The organism is Corynebacterium macclintockiae (assembly GCF_027570165.1).
GTDB classification, from domain to species: domain Bacteria; phylum Actinomycetota; class Actinomycetes; order Mycobacteriales; family Mycobacteriaceae; genus Corynebacterium; species Corynebacterium macclintockiae.
The window spans coordinates 1-17262 of record NZ_JAKMUV010000020.1 but is presented as its reverse complement, the minus strand read 5'-3'; the positions used below and the strand labels follow the sequence as shown (position 1 = coordinate 17262).

Here is a 17262-nt window from a genome sequence, read left to right as displayed (position 1 = left end):
GCCACACACCTGCCCACAGAAAGCACAAAGGTGGTGTGCATCCCCCCTCTAGCACGGGGGACGCACACCACCTCGGTGTGAACGTTCAGTTACTTGTTAATAACAGTGAACGAGTGGACGTACGGCAGCTCGGAAGCATCGACCGGGAACTCGATGTCGCCGTAGGGGCTCAAAGCGCCCGCGGTATCAGCCACCAGCTCGGTAACGGCGTGGTGACCCTCTGGGATATCAGTGGGCCAGCCTGCGTCGACGTAGCCCTTCTTCTCAACGTTAGCCATAGTTGTATCTTGGCATATCAGAAGGCAAAAGGCACGCTGCAAGCTAAAATAGGTCGATTATGTGCCCCCATTCCGCGAAGTCGACCACCAAAGGCAAGTCTCCCGCCTCCACCCGCAGCGGGTTCCCCTCCTATGGGGACTGGCTGTTCGGGCAGTCGGACGAGGCACTCGCGGATCTACTTACCCGCCTGCTGGCTTCCAACCCCACGACCTTCGTGGAAAACCTCACCGGCAACAACGCCGCGCTGGATAACCTTTCTACCGCCGTGTCCATCCCCGGCAGCACGGGTAGCCACAGCCAGTCCGCCGAACTGTTCGGCGATGCCCCAGACCCGGCGCTGATCCATTTAAACTCCCTGGAATTGGCCGTTTGCCACGCAGCCTGCGAACTCGATGCTGTCCACCACCCGTGCACGGTGGCGGATCTGGCCGAGATGCTCACGGAACTCTTCGACATCGCCGGCACTCCCGCGCAGCAGCGCCCCAACGACCAGCAGGTACGCGGGGCCGTCCAGTCCCTATGCCACTGGGGGCTGGTCTTTGGACCCGATTTCCAACTCCCCTCCCCCGAACTGCCCGGCGCGACCACGCAGTTGAAGATCCCACCGCACCTCCCCCGCATGTTCGAGCCCTCCACGGAGCAGCTCTGGCGGCTCGTCGACGGCACTCGTTGCCCCATCCCCTCGGCCGAGCTGCCGGGAGTGGTCGACGAACTGCCGCCCCGCCAACGCCGCCTGTTATCCACCTTGGCCGCGGGAGGCGGCGTGGGGCACTCAACCTCCCTGCACGAGGGCGCGGATCCGTCGAAGCCGCTCCCCACGCTGGTCCGCCAGGGCATCTTGGATCAGCTGGACGATACGACCGCCCGCCTCACCGGCCGTGTGCAACAACTCCTGCACGGCACGCTCATCACCGATCCGGGTGGCCACTTCGCGCCCACCAGTGCGACCAGCCCAGCCGACTCCGCCGCGAACTCCCGCGCCGACGATGCCGGTGCCGCTCAGGCAGTGCAGCTAATCCAGGATCTCAGCGACCTCATCGAAGACCTCGGCCGCAACCCGATCGTCCCCCTGTCGTCCGGCGGCATCGGCACCCGCGAGATCAACAAAGTCGCCCGCCGTCGGGACGAACCCGCCGAGGCCACGCTGCATCTGCTGACCTGGCTCGCCCACGCGAACCTCATCGGACGCGGCCGCGCCACCCCTACCCCGGCCGGGCAGCCCGCACGGGACTATTGGGCTCCCACGGAGCTCGCCCTCGACTTCCTGGAGGCCTCCCCCGCCACTGCCTGGGCGATCCTCCTAGTCGGCTGGGCCAACAGCGCTTACGCCCCCTGGTTCGTCGAGGAACCCGACACGCGCCCCTTCGAAGCCGGCACCGCATCGCACGCCGCCCGCGGACTGCGCCGTACCTTCGCCGCCCTTTTTGATGACGCCCCTACGCCCCAACCGAACGAACTTCACCGGGAGCTCTGGCGATTGCGCCCCGGTGAGGCCTGGCGCACCACGCACACCGCTTGGAATGCGGTGTGGGAGGAGGCGAAGGAGGTCGGAGTGTTGGCGTCCCTAAGAAGAGAAACCGTACCTACCCGGGCAATGGGCGCCTTGCGTGACGTGCTGAGCGGCAGCGCAGACCCCGTGGCGGATCTGGCCGACGCGTTGGCGGAGATTCTGCCTGCCCCGGTGGAGCAACTGATCGTGCAGGCAGACCACACGATCATGGCGCCGGGGCTGCTGCACCCGACCGATCAGGCGATGCTGGCCAAGTTTAGCGACCAGGAATCCGGTGGTATGGCCAGTGTGTGGCGAATGTCCAAGGAATCGGTAGAGCGGGCGCTGCGGTCGGGGCTCGGCGCCGAAGAGATCGAGGAGTTTCTGGAAGCCCGCGCGCTGGGCGGGGCAGAGAACGTGCCGCAGGCACTGCGCTACATGCTGCATGATGCGGAGCGCAGCCAGTCGCTGGCTACCGCCGGAGTGGCGCAGATGTACCTGAGTACCAAGGAACCTGCGGCGCTGGACCGGATCTTGGCACTGCCGGATATCGAGGGGCTGCGACTGCGGAAGATTGCACCGACGGTGGCGGTTTCCGCAGCTCAGCTGTCGTTTGTCACTGACCGGTTGGAGGCCATGGGCGTGCAGCTACGCCTGGAAGGCGGCCAAGCGGTCGCCGACGCACCGGTGCTGTCGCGGGTGGCCACCCCAGCGCGCCCGGGGCTGCGCTGCGCTGTCGATGGATCAGTCGGTCGCAGCACCGACGGCACGGGTGACGACAGCGAGCAGGTCATCGCGAGTGCGATCGAGGGTTTCCGGCGCAGCCACGAGCGTGCTAACGCTGCGGGCACGACCAGCGAGCTGGATGCGCAGGGCCAGCCCGACAGCACGCGAGTTGTGCATGCGCCAGAAGAAATGATGGCGGCGATCTCGCAGGCGTATTCTTCCGGAACTATCGTGCGGATCAGCTACGTCAACAACGACGGTCAGCAGGCCAGTGACCAGGTTTCCATTGTGATGATCCGCCCCTCGACCATCGCCATGGTTTCCGAAATCAGCGGGGAAAGCTTCACCGTGCAACCGCACCGGCTCAGCAGCGTGGAGTACTAGCGCCACTGGTGCGAACGCGGGAGACTACAGTGGAGGGTTGTCCCGAAAACAGAGCTAACCAAAGCTGCCCCGAGACCCGTTAGGAGCGCCAGCTAGTGAGTATCGGCACCGGCCCATTGATCGTCCAATCGGACAAGACTGTGCTGCTGGAAATCGACCACGAGCAAGCCCAGGAGGCGCGCACCGCGCTGGCGCCGTTCGCGGAGCTGGAGCGCGCGCCCGAGCACGTGCACACCTACCGCATCACCCCGCTGGCGCTGTGGAACGCCCGCGCGGCCGGGCATGATGCAGAGCAGGTCATGGACGTGCTGGAGACCTACTCGCGGTTCCCCGTCCCCCAGCCGCTGCTCATTGACATTGCCGACACGATGGATCGCTATGGGCGGCTGAAGCTCATCAAGCACCCGGCCCACGGGCTCGTGCTGGAGACGACCGACAGGGCTGTGCTGACGGAGATTCGGCGTCACAAAAAAATAAAGCCCATGTTGGGCGCAGAGATCGACGACGACTCGATCGTTGTGCACCCTTCCGAGCGCGGCAGGCTCAAGCAAGAACTACTGAAGGTCGGCTGGCCCGCCGAGGATCTGGCGGGCTACGTCGACGGCGAGGCGCACCCCATCGAACTGTCGCAGGAACACGAGCAGTGGCAGCTGCGCGATTACCAGGAGATGGCGGCCGATAGCTTCTGGGAGGGCGGCTCGGGCGTGGTCGTCCTGCCGTGTGGCGCGGGAAAGACGATGGTCGGCGCGGCCTCGATGGCAAAGGCGAAGGCCACCACCCTGATCCTGGTGACGAACACGGTCGCGGGCAGGCAGTGGAAGGACGAGCTGGTGCGGCGCACTTCCCTGACCGAGGACGAGATCGGCGAGTATTCCGGAGAGAAGAAGGAAATCCGCCCCGTAACCATTGCGACCTACCAGGTGGTCACACGGAAATCGAAGGGCGAATACCGGGCGCTGGAGCTTTTCGACTCCCGCGACTGGGGCTTGATCATCTACGACGAGGTGCACCTGCTGCCCGCACCGGTGTTCCGCATGACCTCTGACCTGCAGTCCCGCCGCCGCCTGGGGCTGACCGCCACCCTGGTGCGCGAAGACGGACGCGAGGGCGACGTATTTAGCCTGATTGGGCCGAAGCGCTACGACGCCCCGTGGAAGGACATCGAAGCCCAGGGCTGGATCGCCCCGGCGGACTGCACCGAAGTACGCGTGCAGCTGACCGAGGCCGAGCGGATGGTTTACGCCACCGCCGAGCAATCCGACAAGTACCGCCTGGCCGCTACCACCCCGACGAAGACGAAGGTGGTGCGCAAGATCATGGACATGCACCCGGACGAGCCGACGCTCATCATCGGCGCGTACATCGACCAGCTGGAGGAGATCGCCGAGGAACTGGACGTGCCCGTCATCGACGGCAAGACCGGCAACGCCAAGCGCGAGAAGCTGTACCAGCAGTTCCGCGATGGCGAGTTACAGACGCTGGTGGTTTCCAAGGTGGCGAACTTCAGCATCGATCTGCCCGGCGCGTCCGTCGCCATTCAGATCTCCGGCACGTTCGGTTCCCGCCAGGAAGAAGCACAACGCCTGGGCCGAATCCTGCGCCCGAAGCCGGACGGTGGCGAGGCGTTCTTCTACTCCATTGTCGCCCGCGACACCCTGGATGCGGATTATGCCGCGCACCGCCAACGCTTCCTGGCCGAGCAAGGCTATGGCTACCGCATTGTCGATTCCTTCGACCTTTAGAATCTTTAGTTACTGCCGTTTTTAAGGAGCACCCCTATGTCTGCAGCCCAGCAACCAATGCAGGTCGACTTCAACTTCGACGTCGACGAGGAATACGCCCGCAAGCACAACGAGTTCCTGCGCGATGCGAAGCGCATGCAGGTCTCGGCGGGTGTGTTGGCCGCGGTTCTGGGAGTGATCGTGGCGGTGCTGCTTCTCACCGCAGGCTCTAACTGGTGGGCCATAGCCATCAGCTTTGCCCTGGGTGTGTTCGCGCTACTGTGCCTGGCCTTGATCCCGATCTTGCCCCGCAAAATGGGATCGCCACAGCAGTACTTTGACATGTACCAGCTTGCTCCGGCGATGATCGCGGAGGTCAACGCCCGCGACATGTCGCTGTTGATGCTGGTGGACGCCTCTGCGGATCCGCAGCGCACCGTCCCCGCCCTGGCGGTCCGCACCGTGACCTCTGTGCCGGGTGTTCCTCGCGAGGTCGGTGCGCGGGTGCCGTCCATGGCAGTGACCGGCTACCGCCCGACGCGCGGCCCGAAGGTCTACGAGGAGATCTCCCCCATGCCGGTGGCGTGGGGCACCGGGGATGTGAAGGTCTGGAAGCGCGCGGAGCGGGCAATTAGCACGAATCTGTGGAACCGTTTGGACGGTCTACTGGATCAGGTGGACAAGGCCAAGAAGGCCAATCGCAGTGTCTACGTACTGGAACAGCCCAAGGGCGGAAAGCCGAAGAACTAACGCAGATCACTATTGCGAAAAGCCCGTGATTGATTTCACAATGGTTGTGTAGGTCACTAGACTGGCACCCACATTGTTGAACAATCCGGCCGGTGGTGCCGCTGCTTCGCACTCCGGCCACGCGTCCGACTGCGCGTCCAATCACGCAAGGAGTCGATCACATGTCCCCATCCCGCTGCCCGCTTTCCATAGACCTCAACGCCGACCTCGGCGAAACGACCGGCGGTAACCCGGTCAGCGATGATGCGGCGATGGTGGCCATCGTTTCCAGCGCCAACGTCGCCTGCGGTTTTCACGCCGGCGACGCGCACGCGATCTCTAACACTCTGGCGGCTGCCGCGGAGAACAACGTTGCCGTTGGCGCGCACGTCGGCTACAACGACCAGGCCGGTTTCGGCCGTCGCTTCATCGACTACTCCCCCGCCGAGCTAGCCGACGAGGTCCTCTACCAAATCGGCGCCCTGGACGCGCTGGCCAAAGCCCGTGGCACCCAGGTGCGCTACGTCAAGCCCCACGGCGCCATGTACAACACGATCGTCCACCACGAGGCCCAGGCCAAGGCCGTCATCGAGGGCATCAAGGCCTTCGGCGCGGATCTGCCCGTCATGCTGCTCCCCGGCGCTGTTGCCGCCACGTACGCGGAACAGGCCGGCCTGCGCGTTATCAACGAGGTCTTTGCCGACCGCGCCTACAACCCGGACGGCACACTGGTTTCCCGCCGCGAGAACGGCGCCGTGCTACACGACCCAGAGGTCGTCGCCCGCCGCGTGGTACGTATGGCCGAGGAAGGCACAATCGAGGCCGTCGATGGCTCCACGATCCGCACCGCCGCAGATTCGGTGTGCGTGCACGGCGACTCCCCCGGCGCGGTCGCCATGGCGGAGCGCATCGCCGCTGAGCTCAAGGCCAACGACATCACTATCGGGAGCTTCCTGTGAGCCACTCCGTTTCCCCCGTCGGCACCCGCGCCGTCATCGTCGACCTGCCCGACCTCGTCACCGTCATGGCGTGGCATGCCTCGCTGGTCGCCACCCCTTTGCCGGGACAGGTAGAGGCCATCGCCGCGGCGCGCACTGTTCTGGTTTGTTTTGACGCCCACTCCTCCGCCATCGCCGGTTTGAGCGCCCTGCGGGACTTCCACCCGCAGACCTCTGCCGAAGCGAATCCGCGGGAAGTCACCATCGACGTCGTCTACGACGGCGAGGATCTGGCGGATGTCGCGACCCTGATGGATATTTCCACCGAGGAGCTGATCACCCGCCACACCCAGCAGCAGTGGCTGGCAGCCTTCGGCGGTTTCGCCCCGGGCTTTACTTACTGCGTGCCGGCTGAAGGCGATCACACTTACACCTGGGATGTTCCCCGCCGCAGCTCCCCGCGCACGGCCGTTCCGGCTGGCGCAGTGGGACTGGCCGGGCAGTTCTCTGCCGTCTACCCGCGCACCTCTCCCGGCGGCTGGCAGTTGCTGGGACACACCACGCAGCCGATGTGGGACACGAACGCCGAGCAACCCGCGCTCCTGCAGCCGGGCGATACGGTGCGCTACCGCCAGGTGCGGGAATCCATCAGCGCCGGGGCTGACTCTTCCACCGCTTCCGGCGACTCAAACGCAAAAGCCCCACGGGAAAAGTCGGCCGGTGGGGGCGTGGGGGCGTCCACAAGCAACACACCTATCGTCCCCGCCCGCCCGAGCGTGAAGGTCATCGACGCAGGGCTGCAGACCCTGTTCCAGGACACGGGGCGTGCGGGGCACGGCGACATCGGCGTGAATAGCTCCGGCGCCGTCGACCGCGCAAGCGCCTGGGCGGCCAACGATGTGGTGGGCAATGCGTCGTCGGCCACTGTGCTGGAAAACATTGGTGGTATCGAGCTGGAAGCGCTGGTGGATACCGCAGTGTGCGTTACCGGTGCGCAGGCAACCGTTTCGATTGGTCGGCGCACCGTTGAGCTCGGCTCGCCGGTACAGGTCAAGGCCGGGCAAACGCTGCAGGTAGAGCCACTCGGCGGCGCCGGCAACGGCCTGCGCAACTACGTAGCCGTGCGCGGCGGGCTGGTGACCGACAAGGTACTGGATTCAAGCTCCACCGACGTGCTGTCTGGGCTGGGCCCACAGCCCGTATCCACCGGCGATGTGCTGAAGGCCGGGCGCCGCACCGCCAAAGCCTCCGTCGGAGCGGCGACGACCAACCCCTTCGACGGCACCAACGTGCTGCGCTGTGTTGCCGGGCCGCGCGAAGACTGGTTTAGCAGCGAGGAGCTGCAGCGATTCACAGAGCTTGAGTGGACCGTCACCGGACAGTCCAACCGCGTAGGCCTGCGCCTAGCGCTGCCGGCGGGCGAAGACGGCGCCGAGCCCACCCCGCTGCAGCGCAGCCGCGACGGCGAACTTGCCAGCGAGGGCATGGTCAGTGGCAGCATCCAGGTGCCGCCGAACGGCCTGCCGGTGGTGTTCATGGCCGACCACCCGGTTACCGGCGGATATCCGGTCATCGCCACGGTCATCGACAAGGATCTGGATAAGGCAGGCCAGTTCGCACCGGGAGACACCGTGCGTTTCGAACTTGTGGATTTCGACCCGCCTGCCGCAACGACCGAGCCTGCCCGCTAACACACCCGACACAACACTGAAGAACCAAAGAAGACGAGGAACCCAACACATGAGCCAAGAGACCTTCCCCCTGCAGACCGTCCTTATCGCCAATCGTGGCGAGATCGCAGTGCGCATCGCACGTACCGCACGCGACCTGGGCATTCGCTCCATCGCCGTCGTCTCTGAAGCGGATGTGGACAACCTCCACGCAAAGATTGCCGATGAGGCCTACACCCTGCCCGGCAACACCGCCGCGGAAACGTACATGAACATCCCGGCGCTGTTGGATATCGCCCTGCGCGCCGGCGCGGACTGCGTGCACCCCGGCTACGGCTTCCTCTCCGAGAACGCTGACTTCGCCCGCGCCGTCGCCGAGGCCGGCCTAACCTGGGTCGGCCCTGCCCCGGAGGCCATCGAAACCCTGGGCAACAAGGTTGCCGCCCGCGCCTTGGCCACCGAGGTCGGCGCCCCGCTGGCTCCCGGCACCCCGGATCCGATCCCGAACTGGGAGCAGGCTCGTGACTTCGCCGATCAGCACGGCATGCCCATCGCCATCAAGGCAGCTTTCGGTGGCGGTGGCCGCGGCCTGAAGGTCGTGCACGATTACAACGACATCGAGGCGGCCTTCGAATCCGCAGGCCGCGAGGCCAAAGCAGCCTTCGGCCGTGGCGAGTGCTACGTGGAGAAGTTCCTGACCAAGCCCCGCCACGTGGAGGCGCAGGTGCTGGCCGATACGCACGGCAACGTCCGCGTCATCGGCACGCGCGACTGCTCCGTGCAGCGACGCTTCCAGAAGCTCGTTGAAGAGGCCCCGGCGCCGTTCCTCACTGACCAGCAGCGCACCGACATCATCGAGGGTTCCCGCTCCATCTGCCAGGCTGCGAACTACACGGGCGCAGGCACGGTGGAGTTCATCGTCGCCGAAGACGGCACCGTCAGCTTCCTCGAGGTCAACACCCGCGTGCAGGTCGAGCACCCCGTCACCGAGGTCGTGACGGGCGTAGACATCGTCGCCGAGCAGTTCCGCATCGCCGCCGGCCTGCCTTTGAGTTTCGACGAGGATCCTGCCAGCGACGGTCACGCCTTCGAGTTCCGCATCAACGCAGAAGACGCTGCCAATGGCTTCGTCCCCTCTCCCGGCACCGTCACCCAGTTCGAGGTGCCGACGGGCCCGGGCATCCGCGTGGACGCGGGCGTTCGTACGGGATCCACCATCCCCGGTTTCTACGATTCCCTCATGGCCAAGCTAATCGTCAAGGGCCCGAACCGCGAGGTTGCTCTGCGCCGTGCCCAGGCCGCCCTGGCGGAGATGCGCGTCCAGGGCGTGCGCACGGTACTGCCCTTCCACAAGGACATCGTGACTCACCCCGCTTTCTGTGGCGATGACCTGCACGTCTACACCGACTGGGTGGACAAGGAGTACGAGCCGGGCATCGGCGCGGGCTACGCCGGTTCCTCCCCCGAGGACGTCGAGGATGCCTACACCGAGCGCACCACCCTCACCGTCGAGATCGACGGCCGCCTGCACCGCGTGAGCCTTCCTTCTTCTTTCGGCGTTGCTGCTGCCCCTTCTGTTGGTACGGACGCCCCCTCGGCCTCCCCCGCCGCCGGTTCCAGCACGGCCGCCGGCGACTCCGGCGCAGGCGCGTCTGCAGGTGGTCCTGCCGCCGGCAACGCCGTGGCGTGTCCATACACTGGCGTGTTGGTGAAGTGGCAGGTTGCCGACGGCGACTCTGTGGAGGTCGGCCAGCCGATCGCAACGATCGAGGCGATGAAGATGGAGTCCACGGTGGAGGCCAAGTCCGCCGGTACGATCACCCTGGCGCAGCTAAACCCGGGCGACAATGTTTCGAAGGGCGACGCGCTGGGCCACATCGCGTAATAAGCTGTACTGCTATGCACTCCCAGTCGGCTATCGCACATTCAGCTCTCCTTGACGGCATTGCCTCCGGCGCTTATGCGCCGGGCGAGAAGCTTAATGAGGTGAATGTGGCCCAGTCGCTGGGGATTTCCCGCAATACCCTGCGGGAGGTTTTCGCCACCCTGGTTTCGGAGGGTCTGCTAGAGCGGATCCCAAACCGGGGTGTTTTCATCGTTGAGCCTACGCGCCAGGATTTAAGCGACATGTACGCAACCCGGCTGGTTTTGGAACCCGGGGCTCTGCTGTGGGGTCGGCGGGTAGGGCTGGACAAGCTGGATGGGATCGTTTCCGCAGCGGAGAACCTACGGGATTCCGCCTTGCCACAGACGACCGACGAGGATATCCGTGCGATCGCTGATGCCAACCAGGCTTTCCACCGTGCGATCGTCGCCAGCGCCGGCGCTGAAGGTCTGAACCAAACAATGGATCGCATTTCTGCGCAGATGCGCTTGGGCTTCGCCCGAGCCAACCGCCTGAACCACCAGTTTCACATTGAATTCATCGCCCAGAACCGGACGGTGACGAACCTGATCGCGGAGGAGCGCTGGCAACAGGCCGCGGATCAGCTGGCCGAACACCTGCAGCACACACGGGACAACATCGAACGCTACTTCGGCTAGCCCGCCCCCTGCAGAACTCAAAGCATCTGGTCAGGGCACTTGGTATTGCAGGTCGCGCGCGTCGGTAATCAGCATGTGTCCCGGCGCGTGGCAGATCGCAAACTCCGGCTTGGATTCCATCACCACTGATTGCGGGGTCACACCACAGGCCCAGAACACCGGAATCGTGCCTGCGGGAATGTCCACGGCCTCGCCGAAGTCGGGGTGGTTCAGATCTTCAATGCCGATGGCGGCGGGATCGCCCACGTGCACAGGCGCCCCGTGCACCGCCGGGTAGCGGGAAGTAATTCGCACCGCATCGGCCACCTGGGCAGCCGGAATGGGGCGCATGGAAACGACCATGGGGCCAGAGAATACTCCGGCCGGGTTCGTCTGAATGGTCGTACGATACATTGGCACGTTCTTGCCCTGGGCGATGTGCTCCACCGGCACGCCGTTATCCAGCAGTGCAGATTCAAAGGTGAAGGAACAGCCGATGATGAAGCTGACCAGGTCGTCGCGCCAGATGTCGCGCACATCTGGTATTTCGCTTTCCAGCTGGCCGCCGCGGTACACGCGGTACAGCGGAATATCGGTGCGGATATCCCCATCGGCTAGCAACTCTGAGGAAACCTGACCGGCCTCTAGCACTCCGAGTAGCGGGCAAGGCTTAGGGTTGCGCTGGGCGAAAAGCAGGAAGTCGAAGGCCTGCTTTTGGGGAAGGGTGATCAGGTTCGCCTGTGCATAGCCCCGCGAATAGCCCGAGGTATGGGTAACGGTTCCTGCCCGGAAAATCTCGCGCGCCTGCTTCGGCAGCAACGCACCGCGGTCATCTGCCCTCTGGCTGCCTGCGCCCTTCGCCATGGTTCACTCCTTTATTCCCAGACTCTTGCGCCCAGGTCTTATGCCCAGATTTCCGGCAGCTTACTCAAGGAACTCCAGCTCAGGTACAACGTCAGCAGCCAGGTGATTACGCCGAGAACCAGCAGCCATGCCGGGTACTTGTAGTTCTGCATCAGGTCGCGGCGGCGCCACGCCACCCACAGTACGACGGCGAAGCCGATCGGCAGGATCAAACCATTAAACGCACCGGCGAAGATCAGCAGTTTCTGCGGTGCCTGGTTGACCACCAGGTAGATCGTGGCACACACGATGATGAATCCGACGACCAACCAGTTGAAGGTGGACTTCTTCATGGACTGCGGGGTGACGAAGGTCAGCGAGGTGTAAGAGGCGCCCACCACAGACGTCAAGCCTGCAGCCCACAGCACCACGCCGAAGAAGCGCACGCCGATGTCGCCAGCTGCGTGGCGGAACGCGTCTGCCGCCATGTTGTTGCCGGCCAGCGTCACACCCGATGCGACCACACCCAGGATCGCCAGGAACAGCAGCACACGCATCACACCGGTGACGATGATGCCGGAGATAGAGACCTTAGTAATCGTGCCTACGTTTTCCACGCCGGTCTGTCCGGAATCGATCATGCGGTGCGCACCGGCGAAGGTGATGTAGCCGCCCACGGTACCGCCGATCAGGGTGGTGATCACTAGGAAGTCCACCTCGTCCGGCATCACGGTATTCTGCAGTGCTTCGCCCAGTGGCGGCGAAGAGACAATCGCGACGTAGATCATCAACAGGATCATGATCGCACCCAGACCAACGACGATGCGGTCCAGCGCCATGCCTGCGCGCTTGGATAGGAAGATGAAAATAGCGATAGCTGCGGACAGTCCGCCGCCTAGCAACGGACTCAGGCCAAGCATCGCGTTAAGCCCCAGGCCGGTACCGCCGATATTGCCGATGTTGAAGATCAGACCGCCCACAAACACGAAGGCTGCCATGACCCAGCCAAGGCCAGGTAGGACTTCGTTGCCCAGTTCGTTTGCTCGTTTGCCAGATACGCCCAGTACGCGCCACACGTTGAGCTGAATCGCGATATCCACCAGGATCGAGACCAGGATCGCAAACGCGAACGCCGCCCCCAAATCTACGGTGAACTTGGTGGTTTGGGTGATGAATCCCGGACCGATGGCGCTGGTGGCCATGAGGAACATTGCGCCCAGCGATGCAGTGAACGTGACGGCGCGGGTAGTCGCCGGTGCGCCGGCTGCGGTCTGGTCGGTGGTGGGCTCGTTGGCTCCGGACATGTCGCCCGCGTGCTCGTCTGTGTTCGACATTAAAGCACCTTTCTATCAGTGATCCATATCACCTTAGAATGTTGTTCAACAATCTGCAACTACCTGGTGCAACCACTCCGCCAGTTCGTCTACCCGCTGCCGCCACACCGCGGGAGCTGCGATGATGTGTTCACTGTCGTACTCGAAGAGCTGCACCTCGGTGCCGCTGTCTTCGAAGTATTTCTTTACGACGCCCCCTCCGGTTCCCCGACTATCAAACTTCGCCAGGGATACTGCCGTGGGAACCCCTGCAATATCCACCGCGAACCCCTCCGGGATTCGCGGGCTGAGCGCCGCCAGGAAATCCAGCCCACAGGCCGTACCCACAACCTGGCTGGCTGCCACCAATCCGCTGCCGAAGACGATCAAACCAAAGGCTTTAGGCTCCAGCTCCTCCTTGACCTGCGCGATCGCCTCCGCAACATCCTGCTGGGTGAGGTCCCAGGCTCCGTAGCCGGGAAGCGGGTAGGTCAGATCCACAATGGTCACCCCAGAGCGCTCTGCGATGGAAGCGAAAAGCGGCAGCCAGAACTGGTCGTGGCTTGCACCGTCACCGAACCACCCTGGTCCGCCGTGCAAACTCACGGCTACAGCGCCGGTGGGATTAGGGGGCGTCAACACCGTGCCTGCAACCCCATCCGGCAGGGCGCGATACTGCTTCGACCAGGGTTCGGCCCGCACCTGAGAAGTGTAGGCGACGTGCGGCATGCGATGGTCCAGCCCAGCGCCCAGCACCAACAGGCTGCTGTGCGCCAACAAGTCAGGGACGCGTGCCCACATCCGTTCGGTATCGTCGACCAGTTCGGCGGGAACGGGGCAGGATTGCTCCTTGTAGCGGGCTCCCTCATCGGTGACGAGGGAGCTAAAGATCTCCGGGTAGTTGTCCTCGAAGAAATTGTTCAGCTGCTCCAGCTGCTGCTTCGCCGTCAGTGGCTCCACACCAGCCTGAACATCGCGATCTGCTCCCGGCAGGTTGACGATGTCGGAGTTCGGGGTCTGCTCGCTCATGGTTAACGATTGTAGTTGTACGCTTCGCCTTAATCGGCGATCGCTTCCAGCGGGGAGGTTTTCGCCGCCTTGTGCGCCGGCCAAATCGCGGCGAGCACACCCACTATGCCGGAGCCGACCACCATCCCGACCAGCAGCAACCATGGGAACACCACGCTATCCAGTCCCTCGGAAGCCAGCACCTTTACGAATACCCAGCCCAGGCTCACGCCGATGAGTACGCCGAGCAGCGCACCGTAGATGGCGATCTGCACGGCTTCGAGGGTGATCATCCGGCGCACTTGCCCGCGGAACGTGCCCACCGCGCGCAGCATACCGATCTCCTGCTTCCGTTCGATCACGTTCAGCGCCAGGGTGTTGATGATGCCCAGGATGGCTACCAGGATCGACAGCGCCAGCATGGCATTGAGGATCATGAGCAGCTGATCAATACCGGAGGAGACGGTGCCCGCGTACTCGGCGGTGGTCAGAACATCCGCCACGATGAACGGCTCTACCGATTTGCGCACCCTCTCCTGCAGTTCCTTGTCGCGGACGCTTCCGTCACCGTGGACGAAAACTTGCATGATCCTCAGGTCCCCTACTTCAGACAGGGGCTTGCCCTTGCCCGAGTAAGGCGCCAGTGCAGCCTCGTTGATCAGGATCTGGGGCTGGATCGGCTCGGTGTAGATTCCGAGCAGCTTCACTTCGCCCATCTTCCCCTGACCAACGCGATACATCGGCACCATGTCGCCGACGTTCCATTTCATGGATTTAGCCTTGTTTTCGGAAGCGTAGAAGCCCGGCTCGTCGGTCTTCAGGCCTTCCCCCAGGGACTTAAGACCCATGGATTTACCCAGGTCACCCTTGTAGTAGAAGGCGTACATACCGCTGTATGTGACATTGCCTTCGTCCATGGGTTTGCCCATGCTGATGGGCGCCGCACCAACCGTGGAAGAAGATTCCACACCTTCAGTTTCCTCCACGGCCTTCTCCACGCCCTTGGGCAGCGGGAATCCCTGGTTCTGAGGACCACTGACCACGAGGTCGGACTTGATCGTATCGCCGATCATGCCTTCCATTGCGCCCTTCATCGTCGCGCCGACCATGCCAAATGCCGCCACGAGAGCCACGCCCAGGGTAAGAGCAAACGCCGTCGTCGCGGTCCGTCGCGGGTTCCTTCGCGAGTTTGTGGACGCCAACTTTCCAACCGCCCCAAAGGGCGCGCCAATGACGCGCCCCAGTGCGGGGACAACTGGCATTGACAGCGCCGGAGAGATCAGGAAAGTACCGACGATCACCAGTAGCGCGCCGACTCCGAGAATGACCGCGCGGTTCTTCGTGTCGGCGTCATTCAGCAACAGCGCAGCTACCGCCGCAGCCACACCTGCAAGGCTCACGATCAGCCCCGCGATCGTCCGCAGCTTCAGTGGCGAGGCGCTGGAAACATCGCCGGAGCGCATAGCCTCCACCGGGTGCACGCGACCTGCGCGGCGGGCGGGCGCCCATGCGGAGATAACCGTGATGAGCACGCCGATGACCAGAGGAAGGATGATGGCCTGCGGGGTCAGGCTAAGCCCACTGCTCGGCAGACCGAAACCGGCCATGTCCATGAGCGCGAAAATGCCCTTGGATAGTCCCATGCCGGCGAGGATGCCGAGGAGCGAACCGACCACACCGACGAGCACGGCCTCGAAAACCACGGAGGTCGTCAGCTGTATACGAGAAGCGCCCAGGGAGCGCAGAAGTGCGAACTCGCGCATGCGCTGGGCAACCACCATGGAGAACGTGTTGGCGATGATAAAAGCGCCGACGAGGAGGCTAACCAGTGCAAAGGCAAGCAGGAAGTAGTTAACGAAGCTGAGGCCTTCCTTGACCTCCTTGGTTGCCTGTTCAACGATCGAGTCACCGGTGACGACCTTGAGTTCCGGGAATTGCTTCTGGATCGAGTCTTTAAGCTGATCCGGGGTTACGCCATCGCGGGCAGCGAGCCAGAAGCCATCGGGGAAAGTACCGTCCGTGTAGCGCTCGATATAGACAGAGGGCTCGATGGCAAGGCCGAGGTAGCCGCCGACCGAAAAGTCCGTGTTGTAGATACCGACGACTTTGTATTCGTGGCTATTCCGAATGTCGATGGCTTTCAGGGTGTCACCGACGTGCACTCCATGCTTCTCAGCGGCATCGCTGTTGATCATGGTCTCTTTGGCACCCTTGGGCGCGCGACCGTCCACCATGGTGATTGACGGGCCCGGGGCATCCTCGTCAGTGTCATTGGGAAGCACCACCGAGGGGGCGCCGCCGGTGCTTAGCTGCTTACCGTCCTTGGCGACGACGGCTGTCGTTTCGGATGCCATTGCAACGCTTTTGACATCCTGGTTAGACTCCAGCTTCTTCCTGGTCTCCTCGGTGATCGGCTTTGTCGGATCCTTCTGGGATACGTCAACATCTACAGCGGAATAAACATTTTCGAATACTCCGTTGAAAGACTTCTGCATCATGTCGGTGAACATGAAGGAGCCCGAAATAAACGCGGTTCCGAGCACCACCGCGATGATGGTGAGGGTGAAGCGGATCTTGTTAGCGAGCACACTGCGGTACGAGACCTTCGCGACAGCACGAGTATGACTGCTGCGGGATTTACCTGCATCTGCCGATCCGCGGTGTTTGTGGACACGAGTGGAGTTGGGCATGACTAGTGCTCCTCCAGCTTGCCCATGACGCCCAGGATTGCATCAACGTCAGGCTTGGTCAGCTCGTCTGCGATTTGACCGTCGGCGAGGAATACGACGCGGTCCGCGTAGGAGGCGGCCTTTGGATCGTGAGTGACGATGACGACTGTCTGGCCGTCCTTGTCGACGGCGTTGCGCAGAATGCTGAGGACTTCGGCGGAGCTATTGGAATCCAGGTTGCCGGTGGGTTCGTCGCCAAAGATGATGTCCGGCTGGGTTACCAGTGCGCGAGCGCAGGCGACGCGTTGCTGCTGACCGCCGGAGAGCTCCGAAGGACGGTGGTTCAGGCGTTCCTTTAGGCCGAGGCGTACAACAACCTCGTCGAACCATTCTTGGTTGACCTTGCGGCCGGCGATGTCCAGCGGCAAAGTGATGTTTTCCTTCGCGGTGAGGGTAGGGACAAGGTTGAAGGACTGGAAGATGAATCCCAGCCGATCGCGGCGGAGTGCGGTGATCTGTTTGTCGTTCAGCGTGGAAATATCCGTATCGCCGATCAACGCCTTACCACTGGAGATTGAGTCGAGGCCGGCCATGCAGTGCATGAGGGTGGATTTACCGGAGCCGCTGGGTCCCATGATGGCGGTGAACTGTCCGTCGGCGAAGTCGATGGAGATGCCGTCGACTGCCCGTACCTCTGTCTCTCCGTGGCCGTAGATCTTCTGTAGGTCTACTGCCCGAGCGGCGCTGTGTGTTTGGTTTGTATCTGTGTGCTTCATCAGCGTTGCTCCTTAGAGGTTCCCCAACTTGCATGGGGGCCTGTATGCGGGTTGTTGTCTGGACGCCGAGGGCGGCCTCCAAAAGTAAACTGTTTAAACAAGCTAATTATAGGCTCTTCCTTCACAGTCTTCCCGACAACAAGAAAAAGACCCGAGGGGCTCCAGTAAATCGGAGCCCCTAGGGTCTTTCTCTT

13 protein-coding genes are annotated in these 17262 nt (G+C 63.2%); 7 read left to right on the top strand and 6 right to left on the bottom strand.

What is annotated here, in order from left to right:
* Positions 1 to 89: 89 nt before the first annotated feature.
* Positions 90 to 278, bottom strand: coding sequence for a hypothetical protein (locus L8U58_RS10045; RefSeq protein WP_034969700.1), 189 nt, complete (start codon positions 276 to 278; stop codon positions 90 to 92).
* A gap of 59 nt (positions 279 to 337) precedes the next feature.
* On the opposite strand from L8U58_RS10045, the gene L8U58_RS10040 reads away from it, so the two are divergent.
* The 7 genes from L8U58_RS10040 to L8U58_RS10010 all read left to right on the top strand — a co-directional run bounded on the left by L8U58_RS10040 (position 338) and on the right by L8U58_RS10010 (position 10480).
* Positions 338 to 2878 (top strand): helicase-associated domain-containing protein, encoded by a 2541-nt coding sequence (locus tag L8U58_RS10040; RefSeq protein ID WP_269955262.1) that lies wholly within the window; start codon positions 338 to 340, stop codon positions 2876 to 2878.
* Between the two features lie 95 nt (positions 2879 to 2973).
* Complete coding sequence (locus L8U58_RS10035) at positions 2974 to 4620, top strand: DNA repair helicase XPB (protein ID WP_269955261.1); 1647 nt, start codon at positions 2974 to 2976, stop codon at positions 4618 to 4620.
* 36 nt (positions 4621 to 4656) lie between these two features.
* Positions 4657 to 5349 (top strand): DUF3239 domain-containing protein, encoded by a 693-nt coding sequence (locus tag L8U58_RS10030; protein WP_034969708.1) that lies wholly within the window; start codon positions 4657 to 4659, stop codon positions 5347 to 5349.
* Positions 5350 to 5510: 161 nt separating this feature from the next.
* Entirely contained in the window at positions 5511 to 6287 is a 777-nt protein-coding gene (locus L8U58_RS10025) for a LamB/YcsF family protein (protein WP_034974747.1), read from the top strand.
* Positions 6284 to 7957: a 5-oxoprolinase subunit B/C family protein gene (locus L8U58_RS10020; protein ID WP_269955260.1), complete on the top strand. Its 1674-nt coding sequence runs from the start codon at positions 6284 to 6286 to the stop codon at positions 7955 to 7957. Before L8U58_RS10025 ends, L8U58_RS10020 begins: the two co-directional genes overlap by 4 nt.
* 49 nt (positions 7958 to 8006) lie before the next feature.
* Positions 8007 to 9821 (top strand): acetyl/propionyl/methylcrotonyl-CoA carboxylase subunit alpha, encoded by a 1815-nt coding sequence (locus L8U58_RS10015; protein ID WP_187401790.1) that lies wholly within the window; start codon positions 8007 to 8009, stop codon positions 9819 to 9821.
* A 14-nt stretch (positions 9822 to 9835) separates the two neighbouring features.
* Positions 9836 to 10480, top strand: coding sequence for a GntR family transcriptional regulator (locus L8U58_RS10010; protein WP_070550576.1), 645 nt, complete (start codon positions 9836 to 9838; stop codon positions 10478 to 10480).
* A 30-nt stretch (positions 10481 to 10510) separates the two neighbouring features.
* On the opposite strand, the gene L8U58_RS10005 is transcribed toward L8U58_RS10010, so the two are convergent.
* The 5 genes from L8U58_RS10005 to L8U58_RS09985 are packed head-to-tail and all read right to left on the bottom strand — an operon-like array spanning position 10511 to position 17068.
* The gene (locus L8U58_RS10005; protein WP_269955259.1) at positions 10511 to 11323 is read right to left on the bottom strand and encodes a putative hydro-lyase; all 813 of its coding nucleotides are present in this window, start codon (positions 11321 to 11323) and stop codon (positions 10511 to 10513) included.
* A 38-nt stretch (positions 11324 to 11361) separates the two neighbouring features.
* Positions 11362 to 12636, bottom strand: a complete 1275-nt coding sequence (locus tag L8U58_RS10000; RefSeq protein ID WP_420839893.1) for an NRAMP family divalent metal transporter — start codon at positions 12634 to 12636, stop codon at positions 11362 to 11364.
* Positions 12637 to 12681: 45 nt separating this feature from the next.
* Complete coding sequence (locus L8U58_RS09995; RefSeq protein WP_034974757.1) at positions 12682 to 13644, bottom strand: alpha/beta hydrolase family protein; 963 nt, start codon at positions 13642 to 13644, stop codon at positions 12682 to 12684.
* 29 nt (positions 13645 to 13673) lie between these two features.
* Entirely contained in the window at positions 13674 to 16313 is a 2640-nt protein-coding gene (locus L8U58_RS09990; RefSeq protein WP_269955258.1) for an ABC transporter permease, read from the bottom strand.
* A gap of 2 nt (positions 16314 to 16315) precedes the next feature.
* Positions 16316 to 17068 (bottom strand): ABC transporter ATP-binding protein, encoded by a 753-nt coding sequence (locus tag L8U58_RS09985; protein ID WP_034969733.1) that lies wholly within the window; start codon positions 17066 to 17068, stop codon positions 16316 to 16318.
* Positions 17069 to 17262 lie beyond the last annotated feature (194 nt).